Origin of the sequence: Pseudoflavonifractor sp. An184 (assembly GCF_002160305.1) — a bacterium.
Lineage (GTDB): Bacteria > Bacillota > Clostridia > Oscillospirales > Oscillospiraceae > Lawsonibacter > Lawsonibacter pullicola.
The window spans coordinates 1-26,914 of sequence record NZ_NFKI01000040.1 but is presented as its reverse complement, the minus strand read 5'-3'; the positions used below and the strand labels follow the sequence as shown (position 1 = coordinate 26,914).

38 protein-coding genes, 1 tRNA gene, 1 other RNA gene and 1 pseudogene are annotated in these 26,914 nt (G+C 62.1%); 3 read left to right on the top strand and 38 right to left on the bottom strand.

Annotated features, from left to right (window positions below):
• The 34 genes and pseudogenes from B5F19_RS17725 to rpsJ form a co-directional block, all read right to left on the bottom strand.
• A pseudogene (locus B5F19_RS17725) lies at positions 1-180 on the bottom strand (hypothetical protein); the annotation flags it as partial.
• A gap of 324 nt (positions 181-504) precedes the next feature.
• Positions 505-580 (bottom strand) — tRNA-Ala (locus B5F19_RS12435).
• A 358-nt stretch (positions 581-938) separates the two neighbouring features.
• Positions 939-1,277 carry a 50S ribosomal protein L17 gene (gene rplQ / locus B5F19_RS12430; RefSeq protein WP_087290933.1) on the bottom strand — a complete coding sequence of 113 codons (339 nt, stop codon included), beginning with the start codon at positions 1,275-1,277 and terminating at the stop codon, positions 939-941.
• Positions 1,278-1,483: 206 nt separating this feature from the next.
• Complete coding sequence (locus B5F19_RS12425) at positions 1,484-2,437, bottom strand: DNA-directed RNA polymerase subunit alpha (RefSeq protein WP_087290927.1); 954 nt, start codon at positions 2,435-2,437, stop codon at positions 1,484-1,486.
• Between the two features lie 174 nt (positions 2,438-2,611).
• Positions 2,612-3,214 carry a 30S ribosomal protein S4 gene (rpsD, locus tag B5F19_RS12420; protein ID WP_087290925.1) on the bottom strand — a complete coding sequence of 201 codons (603 nt, stop codon included), beginning with the start codon at positions 3,212-3,214 and terminating at the stop codon, positions 2,612-2,614.
• A gap of 24 nt (positions 3,215-3,238) precedes the next feature.
• Positions 3,239-3,640: a 30S ribosomal protein S11 gene (rpsK, locus tag B5F19_RS12415; protein WP_087290924.1), complete on the bottom strand. Its 402-nt coding sequence runs from the start codon at positions 3,638-3,640 to the stop codon at positions 3,239-3,241.
• Positions 3,641-3,653: 13 nt separating this feature from the next.
• On the bottom strand, positions 3,654-4,022 hold the full coding sequence (gene rpsM, locus B5F19_RS12410) for a 30S ribosomal protein S13 (protein ID WP_087290922.1): 369 nt from the start codon (positions 4,020-4,022) through the stop codon (positions 3,654-3,656).
• Between the two features lie 17 nt (positions 4,023-4,039).
• Positions 4,040-4,153, bottom strand: a complete 114-nt coding sequence (gene rpmJ, locus B5F19_RS12405; RefSeq protein ID WP_008982609.1) for a 50S ribosomal protein L36 — start codon at positions 4,151-4,153, stop codon at positions 4,040-4,042.
• A gap of 245 nt (positions 4,154-4,398) precedes the next feature.
• Positions 4,399-4,617, bottom strand: coding sequence for a translation initiation factor IF-1 (gene infA / locus B5F19_RS12400; RefSeq protein WP_020989775.1), 219 nt, complete (start codon positions 4,615-4,617; stop codon positions 4,399-4,401).
• On the bottom strand, positions 4,604-4,903 hold the full coding sequence (locus tag B5F19_RS12395) for a hypothetical protein (RefSeq protein WP_087290920.1): 300 nt from the start codon (positions 4,901-4,903) through the stop codon (positions 4,604-4,606). The genes infA and B5F19_RS12395 overlap by 14 nt, the downstream gene beginning before the upstream one ends.
• Complete coding sequence (gene map, locus B5F19_RS12390; RefSeq protein ID WP_087290931.1) at positions 4,896-5,660, bottom strand: type I methionyl aminopeptidase; 765 nt, start codon at positions 5,658-5,660, stop codon at positions 4,896-4,898. Before map ends, B5F19_RS12395 begins: the two co-directional genes overlap by 8 nt.
• Positions 5,661-5,671: 11 nt before the next feature.
• Positions 5,672-6,304, bottom strand: coding sequence for an adenylate kinase (locus B5F19_RS12385; RefSeq protein WP_087290929.1), 633 nt, complete (start codon positions 6,302-6,304; stop codon positions 5,672-5,674).
• Positions 6,305-6,326: 22 nt separating this feature from the next.
• Positions 6,327-7,691 carry a preprotein translocase subunit SecY gene (gene secY / locus B5F19_RS12380; RefSeq protein ID WP_087290918.1) on the bottom strand — a complete coding sequence of 455 codons (1,365 nt, stop codon included), beginning with the start codon at positions 7,689-7,691 and terminating at the stop codon, positions 6,327-6,329.
• 1 nt (position 7,692) lies between these two features.
• Positions 7,693-8,136 carry a 50S ribosomal protein L15 gene (gene rplO, locus B5F19_RS12375; protein WP_087290916.1) on the bottom strand — a complete coding sequence of 148 codons (444 nt, stop codon included), beginning with the start codon at positions 8,134-8,136 and terminating at the stop codon, positions 7,693-7,695.
• Between the two features lie 16 nt (positions 8,137-8,152).
• The gene (gene rpmD / locus B5F19_RS12370; RefSeq protein WP_087290914.1) at positions 8,153-8,335 is read right to left on the bottom strand and encodes a 50S ribosomal protein L30; all 183 of its coding nucleotides are present in this window, start codon (positions 8,333-8,335) and stop codon (positions 8,153-8,155) included.
• A 14-nt stretch (positions 8,336-8,349) separates the two neighbouring features.
• Entirely contained in the window at positions 8,350-8,850 is a 501-nt protein-coding gene (gene rpsE / locus B5F19_RS12365) for a 30S ribosomal protein S5 (protein WP_087290912.1), read from the bottom strand.
• 17 nt (positions 8,851-8,867) lie between these two features.
• Positions 8,868-9,227 (bottom strand): 50S ribosomal protein L18, encoded by a 360-nt coding sequence (rplR, locus tag B5F19_RS12360; RefSeq protein ID WP_087290910.1) that lies wholly within the window; start codon positions 9,225-9,227, stop codon positions 8,868-8,870.
• 17 nt (positions 9,228-9,244) lie between these two features.
• The gene (gene rplF, locus B5F19_RS12355) at positions 9,245-9,790 is read right to left on the bottom strand and encodes a 50S ribosomal protein L6 (protein ID WP_087290908.1); all 546 of its coding nucleotides are present in this window, start codon (positions 9,788-9,790) and stop codon (positions 9,245-9,247) included.
• Between the two features lie 14 nt (positions 9,791-9,804).
• Positions 9,805-10,203, bottom strand: coding sequence for a 30S ribosomal protein S8 (gene rpsH / locus B5F19_RS12350; RefSeq protein WP_087290906.1), 399 nt, complete (start codon positions 10,201-10,203; stop codon positions 9,805-9,807).
• Between the two features lie 430 nt (positions 10,204-10,633).
• The gene (locus tag B5F19_RS12340; RefSeq protein WP_087290903.1) at positions 10,634-10,819 is read right to left on the bottom strand and encodes a type Z 30S ribosomal protein S14; all 186 of its coding nucleotides are present in this window, start codon (positions 10,817-10,819) and stop codon (positions 10,634-10,636) included.
• A gap of 15 nt (positions 10,820-10,834) precedes the next feature.
• Positions 10,835-11,386, bottom strand: a complete 552-nt coding sequence (gene rplE / locus B5F19_RS12335) for a 50S ribosomal protein L5 (RefSeq protein ID WP_087290901.1) — start codon at positions 11,384-11,386, stop codon at positions 10,835-10,837.
• 20 nt (positions 11,387-11,406) lie between these two features.
• On the bottom strand, positions 11,407-11,721 hold the full coding sequence (gene rplX / locus B5F19_RS12330; protein WP_087290899.1) for a 50S ribosomal protein L24: 315 nt from the start codon (positions 11,719-11,721) through the stop codon (positions 11,407-11,409).
• Positions 11,722-11,737: 16 nt separating this feature from the next.
• Positions 11,738-12,106, bottom strand: coding sequence for a 50S ribosomal protein L14 (gene rplN, locus B5F19_RS12325; RefSeq protein ID WP_087290897.1), 369 nt, complete (start codon positions 12,104-12,106; stop codon positions 11,738-11,740).
• A 12-nt stretch (positions 12,107-12,118) separates the two neighbouring features.
• Positions 12,119-12,379, bottom strand: a complete 261-nt coding sequence (gene rpsQ / locus B5F19_RS12320; RefSeq protein WP_087290895.1) for a 30S ribosomal protein S17 — start codon at positions 12,377-12,379, stop codon at positions 12,119-12,121.
• Positions 12,380-12,395: 16 nt separating this feature from the next.
• Positions 12,396-12,593, bottom strand: a complete 198-nt coding sequence (gene rpmC, locus B5F19_RS12315; RefSeq protein WP_087290893.1) for a 50S ribosomal protein L29 — start codon at positions 12,591-12,593, stop codon at positions 12,396-12,398.
• Positions 12,593-13,024, bottom strand: a complete 432-nt coding sequence (gene rplP / locus B5F19_RS12310) for a 50S ribosomal protein L16 (RefSeq protein ID WP_087290891.1) — start codon at positions 13,022-13,024, stop codon at positions 12,593-12,595. Before rplP ends, rpmC begins: the two co-directional genes overlap by 1 nt.
• Entirely contained in the window at positions 13,024-13,854 is an 831-nt protein-coding gene (rpsC, locus tag B5F19_RS12305) for a 30S ribosomal protein S3 (protein WP_087290889.1), read from the bottom strand. Before rpsC ends, rplP begins: the two co-directional genes overlap by 1 nt.
• 15 nt (positions 13,855-13,869) lie before the next feature.
• Positions 13,870-14,202 (bottom strand): 50S ribosomal protein L22, encoded by a 333-nt coding sequence (rplV, locus tag B5F19_RS12300; RefSeq protein WP_087290887.1) that lies wholly within the window; start codon positions 14,200-14,202, stop codon positions 13,870-13,872.
• A gap of 15 nt (positions 14,203-14,217) precedes the next feature.
• Positions 14,218-14,490, bottom strand: coding sequence for a 30S ribosomal protein S19 (gene rpsS / locus B5F19_RS12295; protein ID WP_087290885.1), 273 nt, complete (start codon positions 14,488-14,490; stop codon positions 14,218-14,220).
• Positions 14,491-14,504: 14 nt separating this feature from the next.
• Positions 14,505-15,338 (bottom strand): 50S ribosomal protein L2, encoded by an 834-nt coding sequence (gene rplB / locus B5F19_RS12290; protein WP_087290883.1) that lies wholly within the window; start codon positions 15,336-15,338, stop codon positions 14,505-14,507.
• A 15-nt stretch (positions 15,339-15,353) separates the two neighbouring features.
• Positions 15,354-15,647 carry a 50S ribosomal protein L23 gene (rplW, locus tag B5F19_RS12285; RefSeq protein WP_087290881.1) on the bottom strand — a complete coding sequence of 98 codons (294 nt, stop codon included), beginning with the start codon at positions 15,645-15,647 and terminating at the stop codon, positions 15,354-15,356.
• Complete coding sequence (gene rplD / locus B5F19_RS12280; RefSeq protein WP_087290879.1) at positions 15,647-16,267, bottom strand: 50S ribosomal protein L4; 621 nt, start codon at positions 16,265-16,267, stop codon at positions 15,647-15,649. Before rplD ends, rplW begins: the two co-directional genes overlap by 1 nt.
• Before the next feature lie 19 nt (positions 16,268-16,286).
• Positions 16,287-17,012: a 50S ribosomal protein L3 gene (rplC, locus tag B5F19_RS12275; RefSeq protein ID WP_087290877.1), complete on the bottom strand. Its 726-nt coding sequence runs from the start codon at positions 17,010-17,012 to the stop codon at positions 16,287-16,289.
• Between the two features lie 137 nt (positions 17,013-17,149).
• Positions 17,150-17,464, bottom strand: a complete 315-nt coding sequence (gene rpsJ, locus B5F19_RS12270; protein WP_087290875.1) for a 30S ribosomal protein S10 — start codon at positions 17,462-17,464, stop codon at positions 17,150-17,152.
• Positions 17,465-17,973: 509 nt separating this feature from the next.
• On the opposite strand from rpsJ, the gene B5F19_RS12265 reads away from it, so the two are divergent.
• Positions 17,974-19,263: a peptidylprolyl isomerase gene (locus B5F19_RS12265; RefSeq protein ID WP_087290874.1), complete on the top strand. Its 1,290-nt coding sequence runs from the start codon at positions 17,974-17,976 to the stop codon at positions 19,261-19,263.
• Positions 19,264-19,392: 129 nt separating this feature from the next.
• On the opposite strand, the gene gdhA is transcribed toward B5F19_RS12265, so the two are convergent.
• From gdhA to B5F19_RS12245, 4 genes are all read right to left on the bottom strand, one after another.
• Positions 19,393-20,745, bottom strand: coding sequence for an NADP-specific glutamate dehydrogenase (gene gdhA / locus B5F19_RS12260; protein WP_087290872.1), 1,353 nt, complete (start codon positions 20,743-20,745; stop codon positions 19,393-19,395).
• Positions 20,746-21,060: 315 nt separating this feature from the next.
• Positions 21,061-21,918, bottom strand: a complete 858-nt coding sequence (locus B5F19_RS12255; protein WP_087290870.1) for a GNAT family N-acetyltransferase — start codon at positions 21,916-21,918, stop codon at positions 21,061-21,063.
• Positions 21,919-22,248: 330 nt separating this feature from the next.
• Positions 22,249-22,455 (bottom strand): PspC domain-containing protein, encoded by a 207-nt coding sequence (locus B5F19_RS12250; protein ID WP_087290868.1) that lies wholly within the window; start codon positions 22,453-22,455, stop codon positions 22,249-22,251.
• A 142-nt stretch (positions 22,456-22,597) separates the two neighbouring features.
• Entirely contained in the window at positions 22,598-23,779 is a 1,182-nt protein-coding gene (locus B5F19_RS12245; RefSeq protein ID WP_087290866.1) for a DEAD/DEAH box helicase, read from the bottom strand.
• Positions 23,780-24,053: 274 nt separating this feature from the next.
• On the opposite strand from B5F19_RS12245, the gene ffs reads away from it, so the two are divergent.
• An RNA gene (ffs, locus tag B5F19_RS12240) (signal recognition particle sRNA large type) lies at positions 24,054-24,318 on the top strand.
• 1,310 nt (positions 24,319-25,628) lie between these two features.
• A partial coding sequence (gene dnaX, locus B5F19_RS12235) for a DNA polymerase III subunit gamma/tau (RefSeq protein ID WP_140394229.1) occupies positions 25,629-26,914 on the top strand: 1,286 nt, incomplete at its 3' end.

Below are 26,914 nucleotides of genomic sequence, written 5' to 3'. Positions count from 1 at the left end.
TTCACTGGCCTCCTCGTTTTGACTACCGGCTGGCAGTAGGAAGACGTCGCTTGCCGGGGACACATAGAGAACCGGCTGGCTGTGGAGGAATACCTCCAGCCGCTTGTCCGCTATGACAGATGATTCGATTCCTCGCTCTTGCAAGCGGCGAGAAAGCTCCAAAAAATATTTTTCTCTCACATTGAACACCTCCAATCAAAAATAGCCAGGCTCCCATTAGAGTCCTGGCATAAATACAAGTTTATACGAATTTTTCACAAAAGAGATGCGAACCGTTTTGTACACATTGCTTGGATGTGAATGTCGCGTTTCTGTGGTTAAGTTCTGCTTCTTGCCGACCAAAAAGGGCGAGGGAGGATACCATCAAAGCAAAAAATGAAGAGGGATGCGAACGAACTGGGGAACATTTTGGAAAACAGCTTAGAAACGCCTGAGCTACAGGCCCATAACTCCCTCAAAAAAGTTACAAAAAAGCCGTGAAACTCAACATTTCACGGCTTTTTGTGGTGGACTCGAAGGGATTCGAACCCTCGACCTCTCGGATGCGAACCGAACGCTCTCCCAACTGAGCTACGAGCCCGTCTTTGTTTAGTTTGAATAAATCTTACCCACTTAGATTGTGCAATCTGTTGGAGTGCCTGGGCCCGTGTTATGTCGCCTTTGCTCTCCCAGCTGAGCTATAGGCCCAAATCAACAGTTCCAAAAGCGGAACAGAAGAATAAAGCAATATGAAATTAATAGATGTGGCAGAAAACCGAACCCTTTGCGCTCCCAGCTGAGCTATGGGCCCATGCACAGTCTTTCGGCAAAAGCCTGCTTATGATATTATAGCAGGTTTTTTCAAAAAGTAAAGGGGAAATTTTCATTTTGGCCAGGGATTCAGCGAATCCCGCCCCTTTTGGGGCGGGATTTGCGTCTTTCCTGTGTCAGCGGCCGGATCAGACCAGCTGAACAATGGCCATCTCGGCGGCGTCGCCGCGGCGGGGGCCAATCTTCACCACGCGGGTGTAGCCGCCGTTGCGGTCGGCGTACTTGGGGCCGATCTCCTGGAACAGCTTCTTGGCCACATCCTCCTTGGTGATGTAGCCCAGAGCCTGCCGGTAGGCGGGCAGATCGTTCTTCTTGGCCAGGGTGATCATCTTCTCGGCCACAGGAGCCACTTCCTTGGCGCGGGTGACGGTGGTCTTGATCTGGCCATTCTCCAGCAGGTAGGTAACCATGGCGCGGAGCATAGCCCGGCGCTGATCGCTGGTGCGGCCCAGCTTGCGATGCTTCATAGACATAACAAACACTCCTTCGACCTCGCGCTGCGAGATCACTCTTAAAAAATTCGTTCATTGGGCGCCAGGGCCCGGGACACCCGAAGGACCGCCTCGCGGCGGCACGGGAAGCGGAACGTTACATACCTTCCTCGCTGCCCCCGGCAGGGGAGGGGAGAGGGAACTCTCCTCAGAACCCCGCCTGTATCTCACGCAATATGCGCTTAGTTGTTGCTGTCGTCGCTGGCCAGGGACAGCCCCATCATAGCCAGCTTGTTGATGACCTCTTCCAGGGACTTGCGGCCCAGGTTGCGCACCTTCATCATCTCTTCCTCGGTCTTGGAGCACAGGTCCTCCACCGTGTTGATGTTGGCCCGCTTCAGGCAGTTGTAGGAGCGCACGGACAGGTCCATGTCGTCGATGGTCATCTCCATCACCTTGTCCCGCTGGGTCTCGGCCTTCTCCACCACGGTGGAGCGGCTGCCCATGGTCTCGCTCAGGTCGGTAAACAGGGTGAAGTGGTCGCACAGAATGCGGGCTCCCAGAGAGACCGCGTCCCGGGCGTCGATGGTCCCGTCGGTCCAGACCTCCAGGGTCAGCTTGTCATAGTCCGTGGCGTCGCCCACACGGGTGTTCTCCACGGTGTAGTTGACCTTGCGGACCGGGGTGTAGATGGAGTCCACGGGGATCAGACCAATGATGGTCTGGGCGGGCTTGTTCCGGTCGGCGGGGACATAGCCGCGGCCGTGGGACAGGGTCAGCTCCATGGACAGGGTGGCGTCCGCGCCCAGGGTTGCGATGTGCAGCTCCGGGTTGAGGATCTCCACATCCGCGTCCGCCTTGATGTCGCCGGCGGTGACCTCGCACTCGCCGGAGGCCTCGATGTGGACGGTCTTGGTCTCCTCACAGTGGAGCTTGGCGATGATGCTCTTGATGTTGAGGACGATCTCGGTCACGTCCTCCTTCACGCCCGGGATGGTGGAAAACTCGTGCTGGACACCGGCGATCTTGATGGAGGTCACCGCGGTGCCCGGCAGAGAGGACAGCAGAATACGGCGCAGGGAGTTGCCCAGAGTGGTGCCGTAGCCGCGCTCCAGGGGCTCCACCACGTACTTGCCATAGGAGCTGTCGCCGGGATTCTCCACGCATTCAATGCGGGGCTTCTCGATTTCTACCATATGCTATGATACCCTCCTTTTCGCGACGGCGTATCCCGCCGTCTGATTCAGCTCACCAATATCTGAGGGTTGTCTAAGTCTAACTTCAACAGGGCGCACCCGCAGGGGAGACCCCCGCGGAGAAAAGACGCCCCTGGGCCTTCGGACAGGCCGAAGGCCCACAGGCTTGATTTCTTACTTAGAGTACAGCTCGACGATGAGGTGCTCTTCCACGGGGAAGTCGATGTCGTCCCGGACGGGGAGAGCAACGACCTTGCCCTGGAGGGTATTCTTGGCGCGCTCCAGCCACTTGGGAGTGGTGACCATGGGGGCGTCCTCACCCACCAGGCCCTTGAACTTCACAGAGGCGCGGCTCTTCTCCCGGACCTCGATGACGTCTCCCACCTTCACCAGGTAGGAGGGGATGTCCACCCGCTGGCCGTTGACGGTGAAGTGGCCGTGGGTGGTCAGCTGGCGGGCCTCACGACGGGTCTTGGCGAAGCCCAGGCGGTACACCACATTGTCCAGGCGGCGCTCGATGAGAGTCAGCAGATTCTCACCGGTCTTGCCCTGCATCCGGTTGGCCTTCTCATAGTACATATGGAACTGCTTCTCCATGATGCCGTAGACAAACTTGACCTTCTGCTTCTCGGTCAGCTGCATGGCGTACTCGGACTGCTTTCTCCGCATCTGCCCCTTGGGGTTGCGGTTGGTTGTCTTCTTGTCATAGCCCATGACGGCGGGGGACAGGTTCAGCGCCTTGCACCGCTTGGCAATGGGCTGCATATTTCTAGCCATCTGTCAAAACCTCCTTCTTCCAGATCAGACGCGGCGGCGCTTGGGCGGCCGGCAGCCGTTGTGGGGGACGGGGGTCACGTCCTTGATCAGGGTGACCTCCAGGCCCACGGCCTGCAGGGCGCGGATAGCGGCCTCACGGCCGGCGCCGGGGCCCTTCACGTAGACCTCAACGGTCTTCAGGCCGTACTCCATGGCGGCCTTGGCGGCCGTCTCGGCGGCGGTCTGCGCGGCGAAGGGGGTGGACTTACGGGAACCGCGGAAGCCCAGGCCGCCGGAGGAGGCCCAGGACAGAGCGTTGCCCTGAAGATCGGTGACAGTCACCATGGTGTTGTTGAAGGAGGAGCGGATATGCACCTGGCCCTTCTCTACGTTCTTACGCTCGCGGCGCTTGCGCACCACTTTCTTACCCTTGGTATTCGCAGCCATGTGTTATCCCTCCTTACTTCTTCTTGTTGGCGACGGTACGCTTGGGACCCTTGCGGGTACGGGCGTTGGTCTTGGTCCGCTGGCCGCGAACGGGCAGCCCCTTGCGGTGGCGGACGCCGCGGTAGCAGCCGATCTCGGTCAGGCGCTTGATGTCCATCGCCACGTTGCGGCGCAGGTCGCCCTCCACGGTGTACTCGTGGCCAATGATCTCACGCAGCTTGGTCTCGTCCTCCTCGGACAGGTCCTTCACGCGGGTGTCAGGGTTGATTCCGGCCTGGGCCAGGATCTTGTTGGCGCTGGTGCGCCCAATGCCGTAGATATAAGTGAGGCCGATCTCAATTCGCTTCTCTCTCGGCAGGTCAATACCGGCAATACGAGCCATTCTTACAGCACCTCCAATTAACCTTGTCTCTGCTTATGCTTGGGGTTTTCGCAAATAACCATGACTTTGCCCTTGCGCTTGATGACTTTGCACTTCTCGCACATGGGCTTCACGGACGGTCTGACTTTCATAGTTAAAACCTCCTGATGAATGCCTTAATGGCCCCTCGTCGTCGCGGGCTCCATATCCCTCGCCTCCCCCTGGCGGGGAAGGCTCGCTCATTCCGCCGCTCCTCCTCTCCAAAGCGAACCCGCCTTCGGCTGGGCTTCGCTTTGGGGGCGGCCTGCGGCCGCCTCCCCTGCGGGGGGATGGGGTTCGGAAGGCAAGGCTTCCGGACAGAGCCGGACGACTCGGTCGTGAATGGTTTCGGGCGGAATTATTTGCTCCGCCAAGTGATCCGACCGCGGGTCAGATCATAGGGTGACATCTGAACGGTCACCTTGTCGCCGGGCAGGATGCGGATAAAGTTCATCCGCAGCTTCCCGGAAATATGGGCCAGGATAATGTGGCCATTGCCAATGTCCACGTGGAACGTGGTATTGGGAAGGGACTCGGTGACGACTCCCTCCAGTTCGATCATATCATCTTTCGCCAAGCGTGATTCCCTCCTTGAAGGCGGCCAGCGCCCTTCTCAGTTCCCGGTCCGACACCGGTTCTCCTTGTTTCAGCTTCTGGATGGCGGGGTGGTCAAAGGGGCGGTCCGGCTGGGTGAGCGTCTCCACATGCCGCGGCTTTTTCGCCTTGGGATGGGCCGCTCTCCGGCGCTTCCCGTCGGCCAGCAGCAGCCGGCCGGTCTCTTTTTCCACACCCATGACGCAGAAGATGCCTTCCTTGTCCCGTCCGGCGGTTGCCCGGACGATTTGCCCTTTGTGATCAGACATAGGCTCCATCCTCGGTGACGGTGAGGATCTCGGGGCCGTCCTCAGTGATGAGGATGGTGTTTTCATAGTGGGCGGTGAGGGAGCCGTCCAGGGACACGGTGGTCCACTTGTCGGCCAGTACCTTCACCTGCCAGTCGCCGGCGCACACCATGGGCTCCACGGCGATGGTCATGCCCGGCTGGAGCCGGGGACCGTGGCCGGCGGGCCCGAAGTTGCGCACCTCGGGGGCCTCGTGGAGATTGCGGCCCACGCCGTGGCCCACAAAATCCCGGACCACAGAGAAGCCGTTGGCCTCCACATACTCCTGGACCGCATGGCCGATGTCCGAGACACGGCAGCCGCTGCGGGCCATTTTGATACCCTCCCAGAAGCTCTGCTGCGTGACCTGGATGAGCTTTTTGGCTTCCTCGCTGATCTCGCCGCAGGCGTAGGTGGCGGCGCAGTCCCCGTGGAAGCCGTCAATATAGGCTCCCACGTCCACGCTGACGATGTCGCCCTCTTTCAGCTTCCGGGGGCCCGGGATGCCGTGGATCACCACCTCGTTCACCGAGATGCAGGCAGATCCGGGAAATCCGGCGTAGCCCAGGAAGGAGGGCTTTCCGCCGTGGCTCTCGATAAAGCGCCGGACGGCGGTGTCGATCTCATGGGTGGTGACCCCGGGGGCCACCATGGAACCGGCCAGAGCGCGGGCCTGGGCGGTGAGCCGCCCGGCCTTGCGCATGGCCTCAATCTCCCGAGGAGATTTCATGGAAATCATTTCGATGCCCTTCAAGACTCCAACGCCTCCAGAATCACGGCCGTGGTGGCCTCAATGGTGGGCTGGTTGTCCACCGAGCGCAGGGTTCCCTTGCTCTGGTAGTAGTCCTTCAGGGGCTCGGTCTGCTCGTGGTAGACGCGCAGACGCTCCCGCACGGTCTCGGGCTTGTCGTCGGCCCGCTGGACCACCGGGGCCCCGCAGGCGTCGCACACGCCCTCCACCTTGGTGGGACGTGCTTTCAAATGGTAAGAGGCGCCGCACTTGCTGCACACCCGGCGGCCGCCCATGCGCTCCTCGATCTCCTGATCGCTGATCTCAATGGAGATCACCCGGTCGAAGGAGACCCCCGCCTGGGAGAGGGCCTCGGCCTGGCCGATGGTGCGGGGCACCCCGTCCAGAATGAAGCCGCTCTGACAGTCCGGCTGCCCGATGCGCTCTTTCACCACGCGGATGATCACATCATCGGGGACCAGCTTGCCCGCGTCCATATAGCTCTTGGCCTCCAGACCCACAGGAGTTCCCTCCTGAATGGCGGCACGGAGCATGTTGCCGGTGGAGATAGTGGGGATTCCCAGCTTTGCGCTGAGGATCTCCGCTTGGGTGCCTTTTCCCGCGCCGGGGGCGCCCAGCAGGATCAACTTCATACCCATAACGCCTCTCTTCCCATTACTCCAGGAAGCCCTTGTAGTGCCGCATGAGCATCTGGGCCTCCATCTGCTTGGTGGTCTCCAGGGCGACGCCCACCACGATGATGATGGAGGTGCCGCCGATGGCCAGGGAGCTGTACCCGAACAGGTTGCCGGTGATGATGGGCGCGATGGCCACGATGGACAGGTAGAGGGCTCCGAACATGGTGATCTTGTTGAGGACCTTCAGAATGAAGTCGGCAGTGGGCTTGCCCGGACGGAAGCCGGGGATGAAGCCGCCGTTCTTCTTCAGGTTGTTGGCCACCTCCACGGGGTTGAACTGCATGGTGGCATAGAAGTAGCTGAAGCCCACGATGAGCAGGAAATACAGCACGCTGTAAAAAGGATTCGCCGTATCGAACAGCATCATCAGAGTGCCGCCGAAGCCGCCGCTCTCCGTGGTCCACCCGGCAAAGGCGCCGATGGTGGCGGGGATCATGGCGATGGACTGGGCGAAGATGATGGGCATGACGCCGCCCATATTCACCTTGATGGGAATGTGGGTGGACTGGCCGCCGTACATCTTCCGGCCCACCACCCGCTTGGCGTACTGAACCGGCAGGCGGCGCTCGGAATTGGAGATGAATACGATCAGGACCACCAGAGCCAGCATGCCCACGACGATGACCGCGATCATCCAGGGGGCCAGGATGCTGTTCTCATAGGCCGCCCGCTCCACCTCGGTCATGGCCGCCAGCTGCTCCTCGGTACGGGGATTCAGGTAGGCCTGAATGCCGCTGATCATATCCCGGAGCATGTGGGGGAACCGGGAGACGATACCGGCGAACAGCAGCACAGAGATGCCGTTGCCGATGCCGAACTCGGTGATCTGCTCGCCCAGCCACATGAGGAAGGCGGAGCCGGCAGTGAAGGACAGGATGATGACGATGGCCACCCACATGGCGGGCAGGCCCTCGGTCTCCACCAGGCCGTAGCTGTTGATCAGGCTGTAATAACCAAAGCCCTGGATCAGACCGATGGCCACGGTGGTGTACCGGGTGATGGAGGCGATCTTCTTCCGCCCCTCCTCGCCGCCCTCCTTGGCCAGCCGCTCCAGAGCGGGAATGGCCACGGTGAGCAGCTGGATGATGATGGAGCTGTTGATATAGGGCTGAATGCTCAGAGCGAACAGGGTCGCCATGGAGAAGGCGGAGCCGCTCATGGCGTTCATCAGACCCAGAATGGTGCCGCTCTGGGCGCTCAGATAGGTCTCCAGACCGGCGGTGTTGATATAAGGCACCGGAATGGCGGCGCCCAGGCGGAAGATGAGCAGCGCGAAGATGGTAAACAGGATCTTGCGGCGCAGCTCCGGGATCTGCCAGGCGTCCCGGACGGTCTTGATCATATCAGACCACCTCCACCTTACCACCCGCAGCTTCGATTTTTTCCTTGGCGGAGGCGGAGAAGGCGGAAGCCTGGACGGTCAGCTTCTTGCTGATGGAGCCGTTGCCCAGGATCTTGACGCCGTACTGGCACTTGGACAGGATGCCCTTCTCCAGCAGAGCCTGAACGGTGACAGTCTCACCGTCGGCAAACTTGGCGTCCAGGGTGGAGACGTTCACCGCCTCCAGGGGCTTGGCAAAAATGTTGTGGAAACCGCGCTTGGGCAGGCGGCGGGCCAGAGGCATCTGGCCGCCCTCGAAGCCCACGCGGACGCCGCCGCCGGAGCGGGCCCACTGGCCCTTCTGGCCGCGGCCGGCGGTCTTACCGTTGCCGGAGCCGTTGCCGCGGCCCTTGCGGTAGGCCTTGGTGTTGGAACCGGCGGCGGGGGAGAGTTCATGCAGATTCATTGTCTCGCGCCTCCTCTTAGTTTTCCTCGGATACCTGGAGCAGGTAGCCGATCTGGGCGACCTTGCCCCGGGTGGCCGCGTTGTCGGGCTGCACGGTGGTGTCGCCGATCTTGTGAAGGCCCAGGGCCTCGGCGGTCGCCTTGTGCTTGGCGATGCGGCCGTTCAGGCTCTTGACCAGCTTGATGTTCAGATTAGCCATTGTGAGTGCCCTCCTTACTCCAAGATCTCTTCCACGCTCTTGCCGCGGATGCGGGCGACCTCCTCGGGGCTTCTCAGGGACTTCAGGCCCTCAAAAGCGGCGGAGACCACGTTCTGCGGATTGTTGGAGCGCAGGCACTTGGTGTAGATGTCCTTGATTCCCACGGCCTCCAGCACGGCGCGGACGGCGCCGCCGGCGATGACGCCGGTACCGGGGGCGGCGGGCTTCATCAGCACGCGGCCGGCCCCGAAGGAGCCGAGCACCTCGTGGGGGATGGTGGTGCCGGACAGGGACACGGTGATCATGTTCTTCTTGGCGTCCTCGATGCCCTTGCGGATAGCCTCGGGCACCTCGGCGGCCTTGCCGGTGCCGAAGCCCACGCGGCCCTTCTCATCGCCCACCACCATCAGAGCGGCGAACTTCATGACGCGGCCGCCCTTGACGGTCTTGGACACGCGGTTCAGAGAGACGAGCTTCTCCACGTACTCGCTGGGTTGTTTCTCAAATCTAGGCATTGTCGTTTCCTCCTCCCTTAGAACTGCAGGCCGCCCTCACGGGCGCCCTCGGCCAGAGCCTTGACACGGCCATGGTACACATAGCCGCCGCGGTCGAAGACCACGGTCTCAATGCCCTTCGCCTTGGCACGCTCGGCCACGGTGACGCCCACCTGCTTGGCGGCGTCGGTCTTGGTGCCTTCGCAGGAGAAATCCTTCTCCAGGGTGGAAGCGGAGACCAGGGTCTTGCCGCTCACATCGTCGATGATCTGGGCGTAGATGTTGGTCTCGCTGCGGAACACGTTCAGGCGGGGACGCTCGGGCGTGCCGGAGATTTTCGCACGCACACGCTTGTGGCGCTTAATGCGCTGAGAACGGGTATCGGGTCTGTTGATCATAGTGGCACACCTCCTTCTTACTTCTTGGCGCCGGTCTTACCAGCCTTGCGGCGGATGACCTCGTCGGTATACTTGATGCCCTTGCCCTTATAAGGCTCAGGCGGACGCTTCTCTCTCACTTCGGCGGCAAACTGGCCCACCTGCTGCTTGTCGCAGCCGTGAATGACGATCTTGTTGGGGCCGGGAACCTCGATGGTGATGCCGGGGATCTCCTCCATGGTAACCTGATGGGAGAAGCCCAGGTTCATGACCAGCTTGTTGCCCTCCTTGGCCACACGGTAGCCGACGCCGTTCACGTCCAGCTCCTTCTTATAGCCCTCGGTGACGCCCACCACCATGTTGTGGATCAGGGTCCGGGTCAGGCCGTGCAGAGCGCGGTTCTCCTTGGCGTCGTTGGGACGGGTGACGTGGATGACCTCACCCTCCTGCTCGATCTTCATGTTGGGGTGGAACTGACGGGTCAGAGTGCCCTTGGGGCCCTTCACGGTGACCACGTTCTCCGCCTCGATCTTAACCTCCACGCCGGCGGGGACGGCGATAGGAGCTCTACCAATTCTAGACATTCCTATAACCCTCCTTACCAGACAAATGCCAGGACTTCGCCGCCGACATGGGCCTGACGGGCCTTCTTGTCGGTCATGACGCCCTTGGACGTGGATACGATGGCGATACCCAGGCCGCGTAAAACCTTGGGCAGCTCGTCCGCGCCGGCATACACGCGCAGGCCGGGCTTGGACACGCGGCGCAGACCGGAGATGACCTTCTCCTTGCCGGCGCCATACTTCAGGGTGATGCGGATAACGCCCTGAGTCCCGTCGTCGATCAGCTGGAAGTTCTTGATATAGCCTTCATCCAGCAGGATCTGCGCGATGGACTTCTTCATGTTGGACGCGGGGACGTCCACGGTGTCATGCTTGGCGTTGTTCGCGTTGCGGATGCGGGTGAGCATATCCGCAATGGGATCCGTGATATGCATGAGTCTTTACCTCCTATTCGATTACCGGCCGTTGGGTGAGCCGGTACAGGCGGCAAGGTATCGCAGGGCAGGTAGACCCTTCGACCTGTTGACCGCCTTCGTGCCTTTGGCACTATTTATCAAAACCGCCGTCCCGAGGCGGGTTTGACCAAAAGGAATGAAACAGCGCAAATCCCCGGCAGTCGCCCGGAGCCCTTCCGCGGCCCCTGCGATCCCGGGTTTCGCCTCGCCCACGGCGCCGGGTGTGTCCCTAAAAAAGACCTCTCGGCGCGCAAGCACCTGATTATACCTCATTTATGTCCGGATTGCAAGGCTTTTTAGCCTCGCACGCCCGGGTGCGTGGTTCGCTTTTGTCCAGAAGGAACCGGTTGTGCAGACACAGCCGGTTCCTTCCAAGACGTTATTGGCCTGGCGGTCTGAGTATTCAGAATTACCAGGAAGCTTTCTTCACACCGGGGATCTGGCCCTTGTAAGCCAGCTCCCGGAAGCAGATACGGCAGATGCCGTAGTCCCGCAGGTAAGCGTGGGGACGGCCGCACAGCTTGCAGCGGTTGTAGCGGCGGGAGGAGAACTTGGGCTCCTTCTGCTGCTTGAGAATCATAGACTTCTTAGCCATTGTTCATCCTCCTCCTTAGCGGGTGGCGAAGGGCGCGCCCACGAGCTTGAGCAGCTCACGGGCCTCTTCGTCAGTCTGGGCGGTGGTGCAGACCACGATGTCCATGCCGCGGATCTTGTCGATCTTGTCGTACTCGATCTCGGGGAAGATCAGCTGCTCCTTGACGCCCAGGGCGTAGTTGCCGCGGCCGTCGAAGGAGTCGGCGGAGATGCCCCGGAAGTCACGGACACGGGGCAGAGCCACGTTGAACAGACGGTCCAGGAACTCCCACATCTTGTTGCCGCGCAGGGTGACCTTGGCTCCGATGGGCATGCCCTCACGGAGCTTGAAGTTGGCCACGGACTTCTTGGCCTTGGTGATGACGGCCTTCTGGCCGGTGATGGTGGTCAGGTCGTTCACCACGGCGTCCAGCACCTTGGCGTTCTCCCGGGCCTCGCTGCAGCCCACGTTGACCACGATCTTCTCCAGACGGGGGATCTGCATGGTGGACTTATAGCCGAACTTCTGCATCAGAGCAGGAGCGACCTCGTCCTGATACAGCTTCTTCAGGTTGGGCGTATTAGCCATTTCGATTCACTCCTCCTCTCTCAGATCTCGGCGCCGCACTTCTTGCAGATGCGGACCTTCTTGTCGCCCTCGACCTTGTGGCCGATGCGGGTGGGCTTGTTGCACTTGGGGCAGACCTTCTGCACCTTGCAGGCGTAGAGGGGGGCCTCCTTCTTCAGGATGCCGCCCTGGTCGCCCTGCTTGCGGGGCTTGGTGTGGCGGGAGACCACGTTGATGTTCTCCACGACCACCTTGCCGCTCTTGGGCTGGACCTCCAGGACCTTGCCCTGCTTGCCCTTGTCCTTGCCGGACAGCACGACCACCAGGTCGTCCTTCTTGATGCTCATTTTCTTCATGCTTCGTTACCCTCCCTTACAGCACTTCGGGAGCCAGGGACAGGATCTTCATATAGTCCTTGTCGCGCAGCTCGCGGGCCACGGGGCCAAAGATACGGGTGCCGCGGGGGTTCTTGTCCTCACGGATGAGGACGGCGGCGTTGTCGTCGAAGCGGACGTAGGAGCCGTCGGCGCGGCGCACACCCCGGGAGGTGCGGACGATAACGGCCTTGACCACCTCGCCCTTCTTCACGGTTCCGCCGGGCTGGGCCTTCCGAACGGAGGCCACAATCACGTCTCCGATGTTGCCGAACTTGCGCTTGGAACCGCCCAGCACACGGATGGTCTTGATCTCCTTGGCGCCGGTGTTATCGGCGACCTTCAGATAGCTTTCTTCCTGAATCATGCCGGCACCTCCTTACTTCGCCTTCTCGATGATTTCGACCACGCGCCACCGCTTGTCCTTGGACAGGGGGCGGGTCTCCATCACGCGGACGCGGTCACCCACGCCGCACTGGTTGTTCTCGTCGTGAGCCTTCAGCTTGTAGGTTCTCTTGACGATCTTCTTATACAGAGGGTGGGCCACACGGTCGGCGACGGCGACCACCACGGTCTTGTCCATCTTGTCCGAAACCACCAGGCCGACTCTGGTCTTACGGGAAGAAGTTCTGTTTTCCATCTTCTATCTCCTCCTCTTAGCGGCCGGCGAGCTGCTGCTCGCGGATGATGGTCTTGACCCGGGCGATGTCCTTCTTAACCTCCGCGATGCGGATGGGGTTGTCCAGCTGATTGGTGGCGTGCTGAAGGCGCAGGTTGAACAGGTCCTTCTTCAGGTCCATCAGCTTGGTCTCCAGCTCCGCGCCGGAGAGCTTGCGGATCTCATTGGCCTTCATTACGCTTCACCACCCTTCTCGGTCTCTTCACGCTTCACGATCTTGCACTTGACAGGCAGCTTGTGGCTGGCCAGGCGCAGAGCCTCGCGGGCGACCTCCTCGGAGACGCCGGCGATCTCGAACATCACGCGGCCGGGCTTGACCACGGCCACCCAGTACTCGGGGGAGCCCTTACCGGAACCCATGCGGGTCTCGGCCGGCTTCTCGGTGACGGGCTTATCGGGGAAGATCTTGATCCAAACCTTACCGCCACGCTTGGTGTAACGGGTCATGGCGATACGGGCGGCCTCGATCTGGTTGCTGGTGATCCAGCTGGGCTCAGTGGCCACCAGGCCGAACTCACCGTAAGTGACGGTATTGCCGCGGGTGGCCTTGCCCTTCATGCGGCCGCGGTGGACGCGGCGGTATTTCACGCGCTTAGGCAGCAGCATTACTGAGCGCCTCCTTCCTTAGGAGTGTTGGCCTGACCGGCGGGGCGGGGGCCACGGTTGTTATCACGGTTAAAGTTGTTGCGGCGCTCCCCGTCCCGGCGGAAGCCGCCCCGGCGGTCGCCGTTGCGGCGGTCGCGGCGCTCACGGCGCTCCTGATAGGGCTTGCTGGTATCCAGGGTGCGGGGGGTGGTGCGCAGGGCCTGCGTCAGCACCTCGCCCTTGTAGATCCACACCTTCACGCCGATGCGGCCGTAGGTGGTGGCAGCCTCAGCGAAGCCGTAGTCGATGTCGGCGCGCAGGGTCTGCAGGGGGATGGTGCCGTCGTGGTAGTGCTCGGTGCGGGCGATCTCAGCGCCGCCCAGACGGCCGGAAACGCTGGTCTTGATGCCCAGAGCGCCGGCGCGCATGGCGCGGCCCATGGCGTTCTTCATGGCGCGGCGGAAGCCGATACGCTTCTCCAGCTGCTGGGCGATGTTCTCGGCCACCAGCTGAGCGTCCATGTCGGAGTTGCGCACTTCCACGATCTTCAGGTCCACGGGCTTGCCGATCATCTTGACCAGCTTGGCCTCCAGGGCCTTGATCTCCTCGCCGCCCTTGCCGATGACGACGCCGGGGCGGGCGCAGTGCAGGTAAATACGGACCTTGGCGTTGTCCCGCTCGATCTCGATCTTGGGGATGCCGGCGCCGTACAGAGTCTTCTTCAGGTAGTCACGGATCTTCTTGTCCTCCACCAGCAGGTCGCCGACCAGCTCGTTCTTCGCGTACCAGCGGGAGTCCCAATCCTTGATGACGCCCACGCGAAGGCCGTGGGGATTGACTTTCTGTCCCATATTGTTCCTCCTCCCTTAGCGCTCGCTCACGGCGATGGTGACGTGAGAGGTGCGCTTGTTGATGCGGTACGCCCGGCCCTGGGCCCGGGGCATGATGCGCTTGATGATGGGGCCGGGGTTGGCATAGCAGGCGGACACATACAGCTTCTCAGGGTCCATCTGGTGGTTGTTCTCCGCATTGGCCGCAGCGCTCTTCAGCAGCTTGAGCACAGGCTCAGAGGCGGCCTTGGGGGTGTTCAGCAAAATCGCGGTGGCGGTGGCCACGTCCTTGCCGCGGATCAGGTCCAGGACGATCTTCACCTTACGGGGAGAGATCCGCAGATATCTCAGGTTTGCAACAGCTTCCATTGCTCTCTCTCCTCCTTACTTACCGGTCTTGGAACCCGCGTGACCCTTGAAGGTGCGGGTGGGAACGAACTCGCCCAGCTTGTGGCCGACCATATCCTCGGTCACATAGACGGGCACGTGCTTGCGGCCGTCGTGGACGGCGAAGGTGTGACCCACGAAGGAGGGGAAGATGGTGGAGGCGCGGCTCCAGGTCTTCAGCACCTTCTTGTCGCCGGTCTGATTCATTTCATCGACCCGCTTCAGCAGCTCGGGGGCGCAAAAGGGGCCTTTCTTGATACTTCTGCTCATCTTTTACTCCCTCCTTACTTGGCGTTGCGGCGCTTCACGATGAACTTATCGGTGCGGTTCTTGGTCTTGCGGGTCTTGTAACCCAGAGCGGGCTTGCCCCAGGGAGTGACCGGGCCGGGACGGCCGACAGGGCTCTTGCCCTCGCCGCCGCCGTGGGGGTGGTCGTTGGGGTTCATGACGGAGCCGCGGACGGTGGGCCGCCAGCCCATGTGGCGCTTCCGGCCGGCCTTACCGATCTGGATGTTGGCGTGGTCGGTGTTGCCCACCTGGCCGATGGTGGCCTTGCAGTTCTCGCGGATATAGCGCACCTCGCCGGAGGGGAGGCGGACCTGAGCCATGCCGTTCTCCTTGGCCATCAGCTGAGCGGCCACGCCGGCGGCGCGGACCAGCTGAGCGCCCTTGCCGGGGTAGAGCTCGATGTTGTGGATCATCTCGCCCACGGGGATGTTGGCGATGGGCAGGCAGTTGCCGGGCAGGATGTCGGCGTCGGCGCCGGTCATGATGATGTGGCCGGCCTTCAGGCCGTTGGGGGCCAGGATATAGCGGCGCTCGCCGTCCTCATACTCGATCAGAGCGATGTTGGCGGAGCGGTTGGGGTCGTACTGCAGGTTGACCACAGTGGCCTTCCCCTCTTTGTCCCGCTTGAAGTCGATGATGCGGTACTTCTGCTTGTTGCCGCCGCCGTGGTGGCGGACGGTGATGCGGCCGTAGCTGTTGCGGCCCGCGTGCTTCTTCAGCACCTCGGTGAGGGCGCGCTCGGGCTTGGCCTTCTTGTCGATGCCCTCGAAGGCGGACACAGTCATGTGGCGGCGGGAGGGCGTTGTGGGCTTATAAGTCTTGATAGCCATTTCTCAATCTCCTCCTTACACCATGCCTTCGAAGAACTCGATGGTCTTGGAATCGGCGGTCAGGGTGACCATGGCCTTCTTCCAGCTGGGCCGGCGGCCGGCGGGCCGGTAGCCCATGCGCTTCATTTTGCCCTGCATGTTCAGGGTGTTCACCTTGGCGACCTTCACGCCGAAGATCTCCTCGACCGCCTTGGCGATCTCGATCTTGTTGGCGGTCTTGGCCACCTCGAAGGTGTAGCGCTTCATCTCGGCGTCCGCCATGGACTGCTCGGTGATGATGGGGCGCTTGATGATATCATAAGCGGTCATTATGCGAACACCTCCTCAATGATAGCCAGGGCGGCCTTATCGACCACCAGGCGGTTGGCGTTGACGATGTCGTAAACGCTCAGGACCTTGGCGGTGGTGGTGATGACGCCGGGGATGTTCCGGGCGGACAGGACCACATTCTTCTCCACCTCAGGGGTGATGACCACGGACTTGCCGGCCTGGATGCTGTCCAGGAAGCCCTTCATGGCCTTGGTCTTCACCTCGTCCAGCTTCAGGCCGTCCACCACCAGGATGTCGCCGGAGGCGGCCTTGGCGGACAGGGCGGACTTCAGAGCCAGACGCTTCACCTTCTTGTTGAGGGTGTAGCGGTAGGTGCGGGGCTTGGGGGCAAACACGATGCCGCCGTGGGTCCACTGGGGAGCCCGGGTGGAACCCTGACGGGCGTGGCCGGTGCCCTTCTGGCGCCAGGGCTTCTTGCCGCCGCCGGAGACCTCGGCGCGGGTCAGAGCGCTCTGGGTGCCCTGACGGCAGTTGGCCAGGTGGTTCTTGACCACCTCGTGGACCACAGCCGTGTTGGGCTCGATGCCGAACACCGCATCGGAGAGCTCGATCTCGCCGACCTGCTGGCCGGCCATGTTAAACACATTTGCTTTAGCCATGATTTACACTCTCCTTTCCTTACTTGTTGCGGGCGGAAGCCTTCTGCGGGTTGCGGCCGGAAGCCTTCTGCGGGTTGACGCTGACGCCGGCGGCGCCCTTGGGCTCGAAGAACTTCTTCACGCTGTTGCGCAGGAACACCACGCCGCCCTTGGGGCCGGGGATGGCGCCGCGCACGGCGATGATGCCCAGCTCGGTGTCCACCTGGACCACGTCCAGGTTCATGACGGTGACCTGCTCGTTGCCCATCTGGCCGGCGCCGATGGTGCCCTTGATGATCTTGGACATGTGGCTGGTGGCGCCCAGAGAGCCGATGTTGCGGTGCACAGGGCCGCCGCCGTGGGTGTTGCGCTTGACAGCGGCGCCGTGGCGCTTAACAACGCCCTCGTAGCCGTGGCCCTTGCTGATGCCGGTCACGTCCACACGGTCGCCGGCGGCGAAGACCTCGGCGGTGAGCTCGTCGCCCACCTCGTACTTGGAGCAGTCGTCCAGACGGAACTCCTTCAGAACCTTCTTGAACTCGGTCATGCCGGCCTTCTTCTGGTGGCCGACCTCGGGCTTGGTGAGCTTGCGCTCAGCAACCGTCTCATAACCCAGCTGAATGGCCTCATAGCCATCCTTCTCGGCGGTCTTCTTCTGCACCACGGTGCAGGGCCCGGCCTGGATCACGGTCACAGGGACCACGCGGCCAGCCTCATCGAAGACCTGGGTCATGCCGATCTTTTTGCCGATGATCGCTTTCTCCATGTTGGATTTCCTCCTATAAAGGTTATTGGTCGGGAGAGTTGCCCAATGGGCTGGCATTGCTCTCGCGACTTGACCCGTCCATCTCTATGACGCGATGGACTGCGGGTACAACAAAGTTGTGCTTGAGACCGGCTGAATTACAGCTTGATCTCGATCTCCACGCCGGCGGGAAGCTCCAGGCTCATCAGGGCCTCCACGGTCTTGGGGGAGGGCTTGATGACGTCGATCAGCCGCTTGTGGGTGCGGCGCTCGAACTGCTCGCGGCTGTCCTTGTACTTGTGGACGGCGCGCAGGATGGTGACGACTTCCTTCTTGGTGGGCAGGGGGATGGGGCCGGAGACGGAAGCGCCGGTGCGCTTGGCGGTCTCCACGATCTTCTCCGCGCTCTGGTCGATGAGCTGGTGGTCATAGGCCTTCAGGCGGATGCGGATCATTTCTTTCTGAGCTGCCATGGGTTGTTTCCTCCTTAATACATACGAAGTGAATTTCTTTGTCCTTCATGCTTCGTACGGTGAAGTTCCTGTCCACGTTCTCGTGCGTATCACTCCGTGACATGAAAGAAACCGGCGCAGCAAGCAGGCCGGTTCCACCCAACCACAGCGATATACGCCGTGCCCAGGTCCTTCAGCCGCCCGATTCTAGCTCGGACATACTCCGCGGAAGTTCCCTCATTGCTGAGCAATCTCCCGCATCATCGCATCGCCCCTTACAGGGACTTTGGTATCATACATCAACACCCCCGTGTGTGTCAAGGACTTTTTCAAATTTTTTTGGCAAATTTCCCGCCGGATTCGCCCCGCCGTTCTGTGGAAAAAGACCGCCCCCGCCTGAGATGGGGGAGAGGGGGCGGCAAGCGGCCTCCTTTCCCCTTGCTCCCGCCGCATCTTTGTGCTATGATACCCAAAAGCGGCCCCTGTTCCGGGTCCATTACCTTTTAAAATAGAAAGGAATCCGACTGCTTATGACCCATCTGAAACGGCTGGGAGCCCTCTCCCTGTCTCTTGCTCTGACCCTGACCGCCCTGAGCGGCTGCCAGAACGGCGCCTCCTCGTCCTCCTCCCAGGGGGAGGAGCCCATCGACCTGGCCTCAGTCACCGACCCCTACCTGACCACCGCCGGCCTGTCCGGCGACACAGTGGTGGCCCGCGCCGGAGGCGCGGACATCACCGCCGGAAGCCTGCTGTACTGGATGGCCTATCTGGTGGACAGTTCCATTCAGGACCCGTCCTCCATGGACACCGTCTGGGAGCTGGATATGGGCAACGGCCAGACCTTTGAGCAGGGCATCCTGGACGCCGCCCTGAACAACGCCGCCCTGTACGCCCTGCTCCCCATCCAGGCTCAGGCGGAGGGGATCTCCGTCTCCCCAGACCTCTCCCAGCAGGTGAGCAACCTGATGACCTCCATGGAGACCGAGGCCGGCAGCGCCGAGCTGCTGGACCACTCCCTCTGGTACAACGCCCTGACCCGGGACCTGTACACCACCCTCTTTGAGGTGAACGACCTGAACAGCCAGCTTCAGGAGAAGCTGTACGGGGAGGGGAGCTCCGGCTACCCCACCGACGATCAGGTGCGCTCCTTTGCTGAGGGCCAGGGGTACTACCGGGCCAAGCACATCCTTCTGAAGACGGTGGACACCAACAGCCCCCTCACCGACGAGAACGGCAACCCCACCGGGGAGTATGCGCCTCTGGACGAGGCCACCGTGGCCGAGAAAAAGGCCCTGGCCGAGGACCTGCTGGCCCAGCTCCAGGCCGCCGGCGACAAGGAGGCCCTCTTTGACCAGCTGATGGCCCAGTACAGCGAGGACACCGCCTCGGACGGCTCCCTGAACGGGGCTGACGGCTACGTGGCTTCTCCCGGACAGATGGTGGCCCCGTTTGAGGAGGCCGCCCAGGCCCTGTCTGACGGCGAGGTCAGCGGTATTGTGGAGAGCGTCTACGGCTACCACATCATCCTCCGCCTCCCTCTGGACCCGGCAGACTTCCGCAGCGGCTACATCGCCCAGCAGATGACCGACCTGCGCCAGGGCTGGCTGGACGCCAACCCGGTGGAGACCACCGAGGCCTTTGCCCAGGTGGACCCCCCTGCTTTCTACGAGAAGCTCCTCTCCCTGCGCGCCGCCATTGAGGAGGAGGCCGCCGCCCTGCAGGAGGCCGACAGCAGCAGTTCCGGCTCTTCCTCCTCCGGCAGCTCCCCTTCCTCCAGCTCCAGCGCTTCCAGCTCCGCCTCCTCCCAGGAGGCCTCCTGATTCCCCATACATTTTGCGCCCCCGCTTCGGCGGAGGCGCTTTTTTTACCGGAAAACAAGAAAAACCCGGAGGTCCTCACTGAGAGGACCCCCGGGGAAAGGAATCGTGTCGAAATGGTTGTGTGCTGAATTAGAAGATGCCCTGAGCCATCATGGCGTCGGCGACCTTCTGGAAGCCCACGATGTTGGCGCCGGCGACCAGGTCATAGCCCAGACCATAGCGCTCAGCAACCTCAACGGAGGAGTGATAGATGTTCTTCATGATGCCCTGCAGCTTGGCGTCGACTTCCTCAGCGGTCCAGTACAGACGCTCGGCGTTCTGAGCCATCTCCAGCTCGGACACGGACACGCCGCCGGCGTTGACAGCCTTGGAGGGGGCGACGACCATGTGCTTCTGCTCCTTCAGGAACTCCAGAGCGTCGTTGGTGGTGGGCATGTTGGCGACCTCGATGTAGTACTTGACACCGGACTCGGCAATCTTCTTGGCCCACTCGATGTTGACGTCGTTCTGGGTGGCGGCGGGCATGTAGATGTCCACGTCCTTCACGCCCCAGCACTTGGTGTTGGGCACGAACTCGCAGTCGAACTTGTCAGCATAGGGCTTGCAGTGCATAGGATCGTTGGCGCGCATCTCCAGGATGTAGTTCAGCTTCTCCTCGGTGCACACGCCGTCGGGATCGTGGATGTAGCCGTCGGGGCCGGCGAAGTAGGTGACCTTGGCGCCCAGCTCAGCGGCCTTCTTCATGATGCCCCAGCCCACGTTGCCGTAGCCGGACATTGCGATGCGCTTGCCCTCGATGGACTCGCCGTCATGGGCCAGAGCCTCGACCAGATAGTACACAGCGCCGTAGCCGGTGGCCTCGGGACGCAGGATGGAGCCGCCGGTGGTCACGGCCTTGCCGGACAGAGCGCCGAACTCGGCAGCGCCCACGATGCGGCGGTACTGACCATACATATAGCCGATCTCACGGCCGCCGCAGCCCAGGTCGCCGGCGGGGCAGTCGATGTCCTGGCCGATGTGACGATACAGCTCGGTGATGAAGGCCTGGCAGAAACGCATGACCTCGGCGTCGCTCTTGCCGCGAGGATCGAAGTCAGAGCCGCCCTTGGCGCCGCCGATGGGCAGGCCGGTCATGGCGTCCTTGAAGACCTGCTCGAAGCCCAGGAACTTCACGATAGAGAGGTTGACGGAGGGGTCAAAGCGGATGCCGCCCTTGTAGGGGCCAAGAGCCGCGTTGTACTGAACGCGGTAGCCGCGGTTGACATGCCACACGTGATTGTCGTCCTCCCAGGTCACGCGGAACTCGATGACGCGCTCGGGCTCGACCATCCGCTCCAGCAGGGCGGCCTTCTCGTACTCGGGATGGGCGTCGATCACGGGCTCCAGAGAGCTGAGGACCTCCTCAACGGTCTGCAGGAACTCGGGCTCGTTGGCATTCTTCGCCTTGGTCTCGGCCAGAACTCTCTCGATGTACTTGTTCATGATGACATTCCTCCTATAATGTATTTTTTGTGGCGATTTTCCAAGATTTTGACAGAATCCTTTCATTCCGCTCTTTAAACCAAGTTTAAAGGACATCAAAAAAGGCTCTATCGCTCGTCCTTATGTGTAGTATAACATAAAATGCCAGGAAGTAAAGCAAATTTTTTGTGGGTGTCACCACAACAAAACGACTGTGGTAGCTCCCAGCCTTTCGTTCCTTTTCACAGAAATCCAAGTTGATTTTTGACGAAACAAACAAAAAACGGCTGGATTCCAAAATGGAAATCCAGCCATCCACAATCAGAATGCAGGAGTTCAGTCAAAGGCCAGCCCAAGGTAGGCGGTGCTGGACCAATCCCAGGCGGCCCCCACCTCCGGTTCGAGCCACTTGAGCATGGCAAAAGGCCGGCCGCCTTCGGGCACGCGGTACGTCATGCCCCAGTTAGGCAGAAGGCCCGGCAGACACTCCAGCACCCAGTCCCGGTCCGCCGGAGCGCACAGGAGTTCCTTGACCAGCAGCTTGCCGTTTTCCGTCCCCTCGGCACACAGAGCGGCCCGGCCGTGGGGCGCGTCCAGGGCATATAAGCCCCCGCCCGGGGTGAGGGCGCAGGCTCCCGCCTGATAGGCCAGGGCCTCCTCCGGATAGGCGATGTGGGGAAGGTCCGCCAGGATCTTTTCCCGCACCGCCCCATACTCCGCCGGGGAGACGGAACGCAGGGAGGTGTTCCGGAAGGATTTGGGACGCCCGCCCGTCTCCAACTTTCCCTCAAACAGAGTAAAGCACTCCCGAAAGCCGTTTTTCCCAAAGAAATTGTGGAGGGAGGGCTCCGCCGGCACGGTGGTCACCGCCGGAATGCCCCAGCTCCGGAAAAAGCCGTCCGCGTCGGAGAGCAGCCGCCCGGCCAGCCCCCTTCCCCGGGCCTCCGGGTGGGTGGCCACGGCGTACAGATATGCCGCCCGATACTCCCCCCGGCCGGGCACCGCGAAGGTGGTGTCGAACCAGGCGGTCATGGCCTGGACCACCCCGTCCTCCTCCAGCATAAGCATCCGCTCCGGCTTATAGTAGGTGTGATAGAAGTTGTCCACATAGGCCCCGCCGTCCCCGAAGGCCAGCTGCCACAGCTCTCGCTGGCGGGGAATATCGGCGGGGGTGGAAAGACGGGTCTGAAGCATGGCGGTCCTCCTTATAAACTGTTCTCAGAAAAGCGCCGGAAAGAAGGCAGGGCGGGGCTTCGACCCGCCCGCAGCTTGTCGAAAAACCTCTGTTCAGACGAATTCGCCCGAGTGTTGGCGGGGGAGCTCGAGGGGGCGGCAGCCCGCCTCGAGTGGGATCGAATGCCCTGAATACCTTGCAAGGCAAGGCGTTCAGCGAGCGCAGAGAGGACTTTTGCGCCGCGCAGCGGCGGGAAAGTAACGGCATTTTTGCAGGCTGTCGGAAAAGTCCTTAGACTTTTCCGACAGCCTGGGGGCGGGTCCTTGACCCGCCCCCAGCCCCTCATACATTTAATATCCGGGGTACACGTCGCTCTTCCGGGGCATGATGACGGCGCACACCACATAGATCCAGAACAGCGCCGAGAAGCTGAACACTGTGGCGACCACCCAGGCCACCCGCACCAGGGTGGGGTCGATGTCGAAATACTCCGCGATGCCGCCGCACACGCCGGCCACCATCTTATAGGGTCCCTCGGTCTTATACAGCTTTTTCATATCGAAAACACTCCATTCCAAAATTCACGGGCCTGCGCCCTCTGCTGTTGTCCCTATCATACGGCGGGAGGATTGAAAACATCCTGGGAAACAGATTAAAAACCGTTAAAAGAATGAGGGAAGTTTTTTCAGGAAACAATCCTCAGCCCTTGGCCGGAGCCGGCTCCAGCTCGCCCTGGTCGTTGAGGACCATCTTCTGGATCTGGTTGCCGGTGTTCTTCTGAATGTCGTCCAGGCGGATGCCCTCGGTGATGTTGGACACCAGGGAGTAGGCCACCCCGTGGCGCTTGGCCCGGCCGGTGCGGCCGATGCGGTGGATGTAGTACTCATTCTCGTCGGGCACGTCGTAGTTGAACACCGCGTCCACGTCGTCGATGTCCAGTCCCCGGGCGGCCACGTCGGTGGCGGCCAGCACCCGCAGCTTGCCCTCCCGGAATTTTTGGAGGGTCTTCTCCCGCACCCGCTGCTGGATGTCCCCGTGGATGGCCTCGCAGGTGACCCCCCGCATCCGCAGCAGGCCGGAGAGCCGGTCGGTCATGTTCTTGGTGTTGCAGAAGGCGATGACCCGGTCAAAGCCCCCGATCTCCATGAGGCGGACCATGGCGTCCACCTTCTCGTTCCGGTCCACGTCCAGGCGGTACTGGCTGATGTCCGGCTTATTCTGCTCGTCGGCCCGGACGGTGATCTCCACCGGGTCCCGCTGGTACACCCAGGAGATGTCCATCACTTCCCGGGAAATGGTGGCGGAAAAGAGGCCCAGGTTCCGCCGCTGGGGCATCAGGTCCAGGATGCGGGTCACGTCCCGGATGAAGCCCATGTCCAGCATCCGGTCGGCCTCGTCCAGCACCACCGTCTCCACCTGGTCCAGGCGGACGGTGCGGCGCTTCACGTGGTCCATCAGGCGGCCGGGGGTGGCCACCACGATCTGGGGCCGCTTCTTTAATTGCGTGATCTGCTTGTCAATGGGCTGGCCGCCGTACAGGCACACGGTGCGCACCCCCTCTTTGAAGGCGCACAGGTCCCGCAGCTCATCCCGGATCTGGATGGCCAGCTCCCGAGTGGGGGCCAGCACCAGGGCCAGCACGTCGCTGGACTCCGGGTCGATGTGCTCCACCATGGGGATGCCGAAGGCAAAGGTCTTGCCCGTCCCCGTGGGTGCCTTGGCGATCACATCCTTGTACTCCATAAAATAGGGGATGGCGCCCCCCTGGACGGGGGTGGCCTGCTCATAGCCCTTCTTTTCCAGGGCCTTCATAATGGGCTCGGACAGCCCCAGGTCCGCATACCGGACGTTTTCACTGACAATTTCGCCGTTGATTTCCATTTTATGCGTTCGCTCCTTTTGTCTCTTGTGGTACGTCTCCTGTGATCCAAGGCCCACCACTCGACACATCAGGCTGTGCAGGACGCCGTTTTCCCCGGCGCGGCCCCGAATCCTGCTGCGGGTTCTGGCCCCGCGCAGCGCTCCTATTATATAAGGTTTCCCCATTCTTGTCCAGCCTTCCCCGGTTTTCGGCGAAAAAATCAGTTGCCAAGCGGGCAGAATTATAGTAAAATGATTCCCAGTCTGATTGTTCCGCCTTCGGCGGAGAGCAAGGCCGCACTAGTTGGGGAGATAGCGGTGCCCTGTACCTGCAACCCGCTAAAGCAGGGATGAATCCCGGCCCCCGGACGTGTGATGTGTCGTCTGACCTGGATAAGCAGTGATGATAGGCCGGTCCCGCGCAACGCGGCTCCGTGAACCGTGTCAGGCGGGGAACCGAGCAGCACTAAGCGGCCCGCCGCGTGTGCCGCGGGGGTACTGTCCTTGAGCCGGCTGTCCCGGTAACGGACATACCGCGCGCTTCAAAGGCCGGTGTGCGGCCTTGCTCTCCGCCGAAGTTTTTTTGTATACTTTTCTTTGCAGAAATTTCGCCGCCGCGGCGGCGAGTGACTTTCTCAGCGATGAGAAAGTCACCAATGGCCCAGGCCACCTTCTCTTGCCCCTTCGGGGCAATTCACCTTGAGAATCGCCGGGGGACGGCTCAGAATGAGCACTTCGTGCTCATAGTCGCCCACCCTACCCCCTCTGGCCCTTCGGGCCATCTCCCCCTGACAGGGGGAGTCGGCCCCGGACCCCATTACGGGGGACGCATACCTGCAAGTCCAAGCAAAATTTCCGGCGCGCAAAATCTGAGTGGCACCCTCAATTCCCGCCGGGCCACTGGGCCCTGGGTTTGCAAAATTTGCCCCTGGTGCGGTTCCAGGTCTGCGCCTGAGTTTGCGAGCCAACGCTCCCGGTCCGTTTTCCGCCGTAGGGGCGCACAGTGTGCGCCCGCAGGCCGCCGAGGTCGTCGGCCCCTACGGAAAGACCGGAGAGTTCCCCGTATTTCGTAGGGGCGGCCCCATGTGGCCGCCCGCGGGCCGGTCTGGGACCGGCCCCTACAAATAGGGGGGAGAGCTCCTGCATCTGCGTAGGGGCGGGTGCCCTCACCCGCCCGCCGTCCCTCTGAGCCGAACTTGAGCCCGCCCGCCCAAAAGGCGCGCTTTCCACCGATAGAAGCAATCCCCAAAGGCTACCGACAACTTAGCGGGAGCGGTAATAGGAGAGAAACCATTCAGCTGAGCCACCCGCGCCTTTGCGATAACTGCCAACCCCGCCTAATTGGGCCTCCGTAACGGGGGTTCTAGGGGACGGGCGGCATGGAGGCGGGAGGCTCTGCCGAACCGCCGATTGCGCCCGCCCCCTGGCGCTTTTTTGGTGACTTTTTGGGCGTCCAAAAAGTCACTCGCCGCCGGGGCGGCGAAATCCCCCTATAACTTTTGCAGAAATAAAAGAGGGCGGCGGGGGCATAGCCCAGGCCAGCTTCTCTTGCCCCTGCGGGGCAATTCACCTTCAGCCCCCGCCCTACGAGGTTCTTCTACCGATGCCTGTTCCTTAAACCGCCCCCTCATCCGTCTGGCCTAACGGCCAGCCACCTTCCCCCCAGGGGGAAGGCTTTTTGGGGGGGATCGCCCCCTCATCCGGCCCTTCGGGCCACCTTCCCCCCAGGGGGAAGGCTTTTTGGGGGGATCGCCCCCTCATCCGGCCCTTCGGGCCGCCTTCCCCCCGAGGGGAAGGCTAAAAAAAGAACAGGCGGCGAAATCCCCCTGCAAATCCCAAACACCGTTTGAATTCTTTCGAGGTGACCCCCATGTACCAAGCCCTATACCGCAAATGGCGGCCCCGCACCTTTGACGACGTGGTGGGGCAGGACCACATCACCGAGACCCTCAAGCGCCAGGTGGCCTCCGGGCGGCTGTCCCACGCCTACCTCTTTACCGGCACCCGGGGCACCGGCAAGACCACCTGCGCCAAGATTCTGTCCCGGGCGGTGAACTGTCAGAACCCGGTGGACGGCAACCCCTGCAACCAGTGTCCCGCCTGTCTGGGCATTGAGAACGGGTCCATCCTGGACGTGCTGGAGCTGGACGCCGCCTCCAACAACGGCGTGGACCAGGTCCGCGCCCTCCGGGACGAGGCGGTGTACACCCCCGCCGCCGTGCGCAAGCGGGTGTACATCGTGGACGAGGTGCACATGCTGTCCACCCCCGCCTTCAACGCCCTGCTGAAAATCCTGGAGGAGCCCCCGGAGCACCTGATGTTCATTCTGGCCACCACAGAGCTGCACAAGGTGCCGGCCACCATCAAGTCCCGGTGCCAGCAGTTCTCCTTCAAGCGCATCCTCCCGGGGCAGATCGCCCAGCGGCTGGGTTATGTGGCCGGGCAGGAGGGCATCGACCTGACGGGGGAGGGGGCCGCCCTTCTGGCCCGGCTGGCCGACGGCGGCATGCGGGACGCCCTGTCCCTGCTGGACCAGTGCGCCGGAGGAGGCCAGCGGGTGGACGAGCAGGAGATCCTGGACACCCTGGGGCTGGCGGGCAATCTGGAGACCGCCCGGCTCATGGGCCTTATCGCCGCCCACGACACCGCCGGAGCCCTGGAGACCCTGGGGCGGCTGTACGGGAACGGCAAGGACGTGTCCTCGGTGCTGGAGGAGTTGTCCTCCCTGGCCCGGGATCTGCTGCTGCGGAAGACCGCCCCCCAGGGCGGGGCCGCCCTCCTCACCGGCGGCTACGACGGAAACACCATGCGCAGCCTGGGGGAGCAGTTCACCGCCCCCCGCCTGCTTCAGATTCTAAAGCTGCTCCAGTCCACCCTCCCCGAGCTGGCCCGGAGCAGTAGCCGCCGCACCGACGCGGAGCTGTGCCTCATCCGCCTGTGCGACGAGCGGCTGGACGACTCCGCCACAGGGCTGGCCGCCCGGGTGGCCCGGCTGGAGGAGCTGCTGGCCGGAGGGATTCCGGCCTCGGCAGTGACCCCAGCGCCTCCGGCGGCCCCGGTTCCCCAACCGGCCGCCGGAGGCGCTGGGGTCACTGCCGAGGCCGGAATCCCTCCGGCCAGCAGCTCCTCCAGCCGGGCCACCCGGGCGGCCAGCCC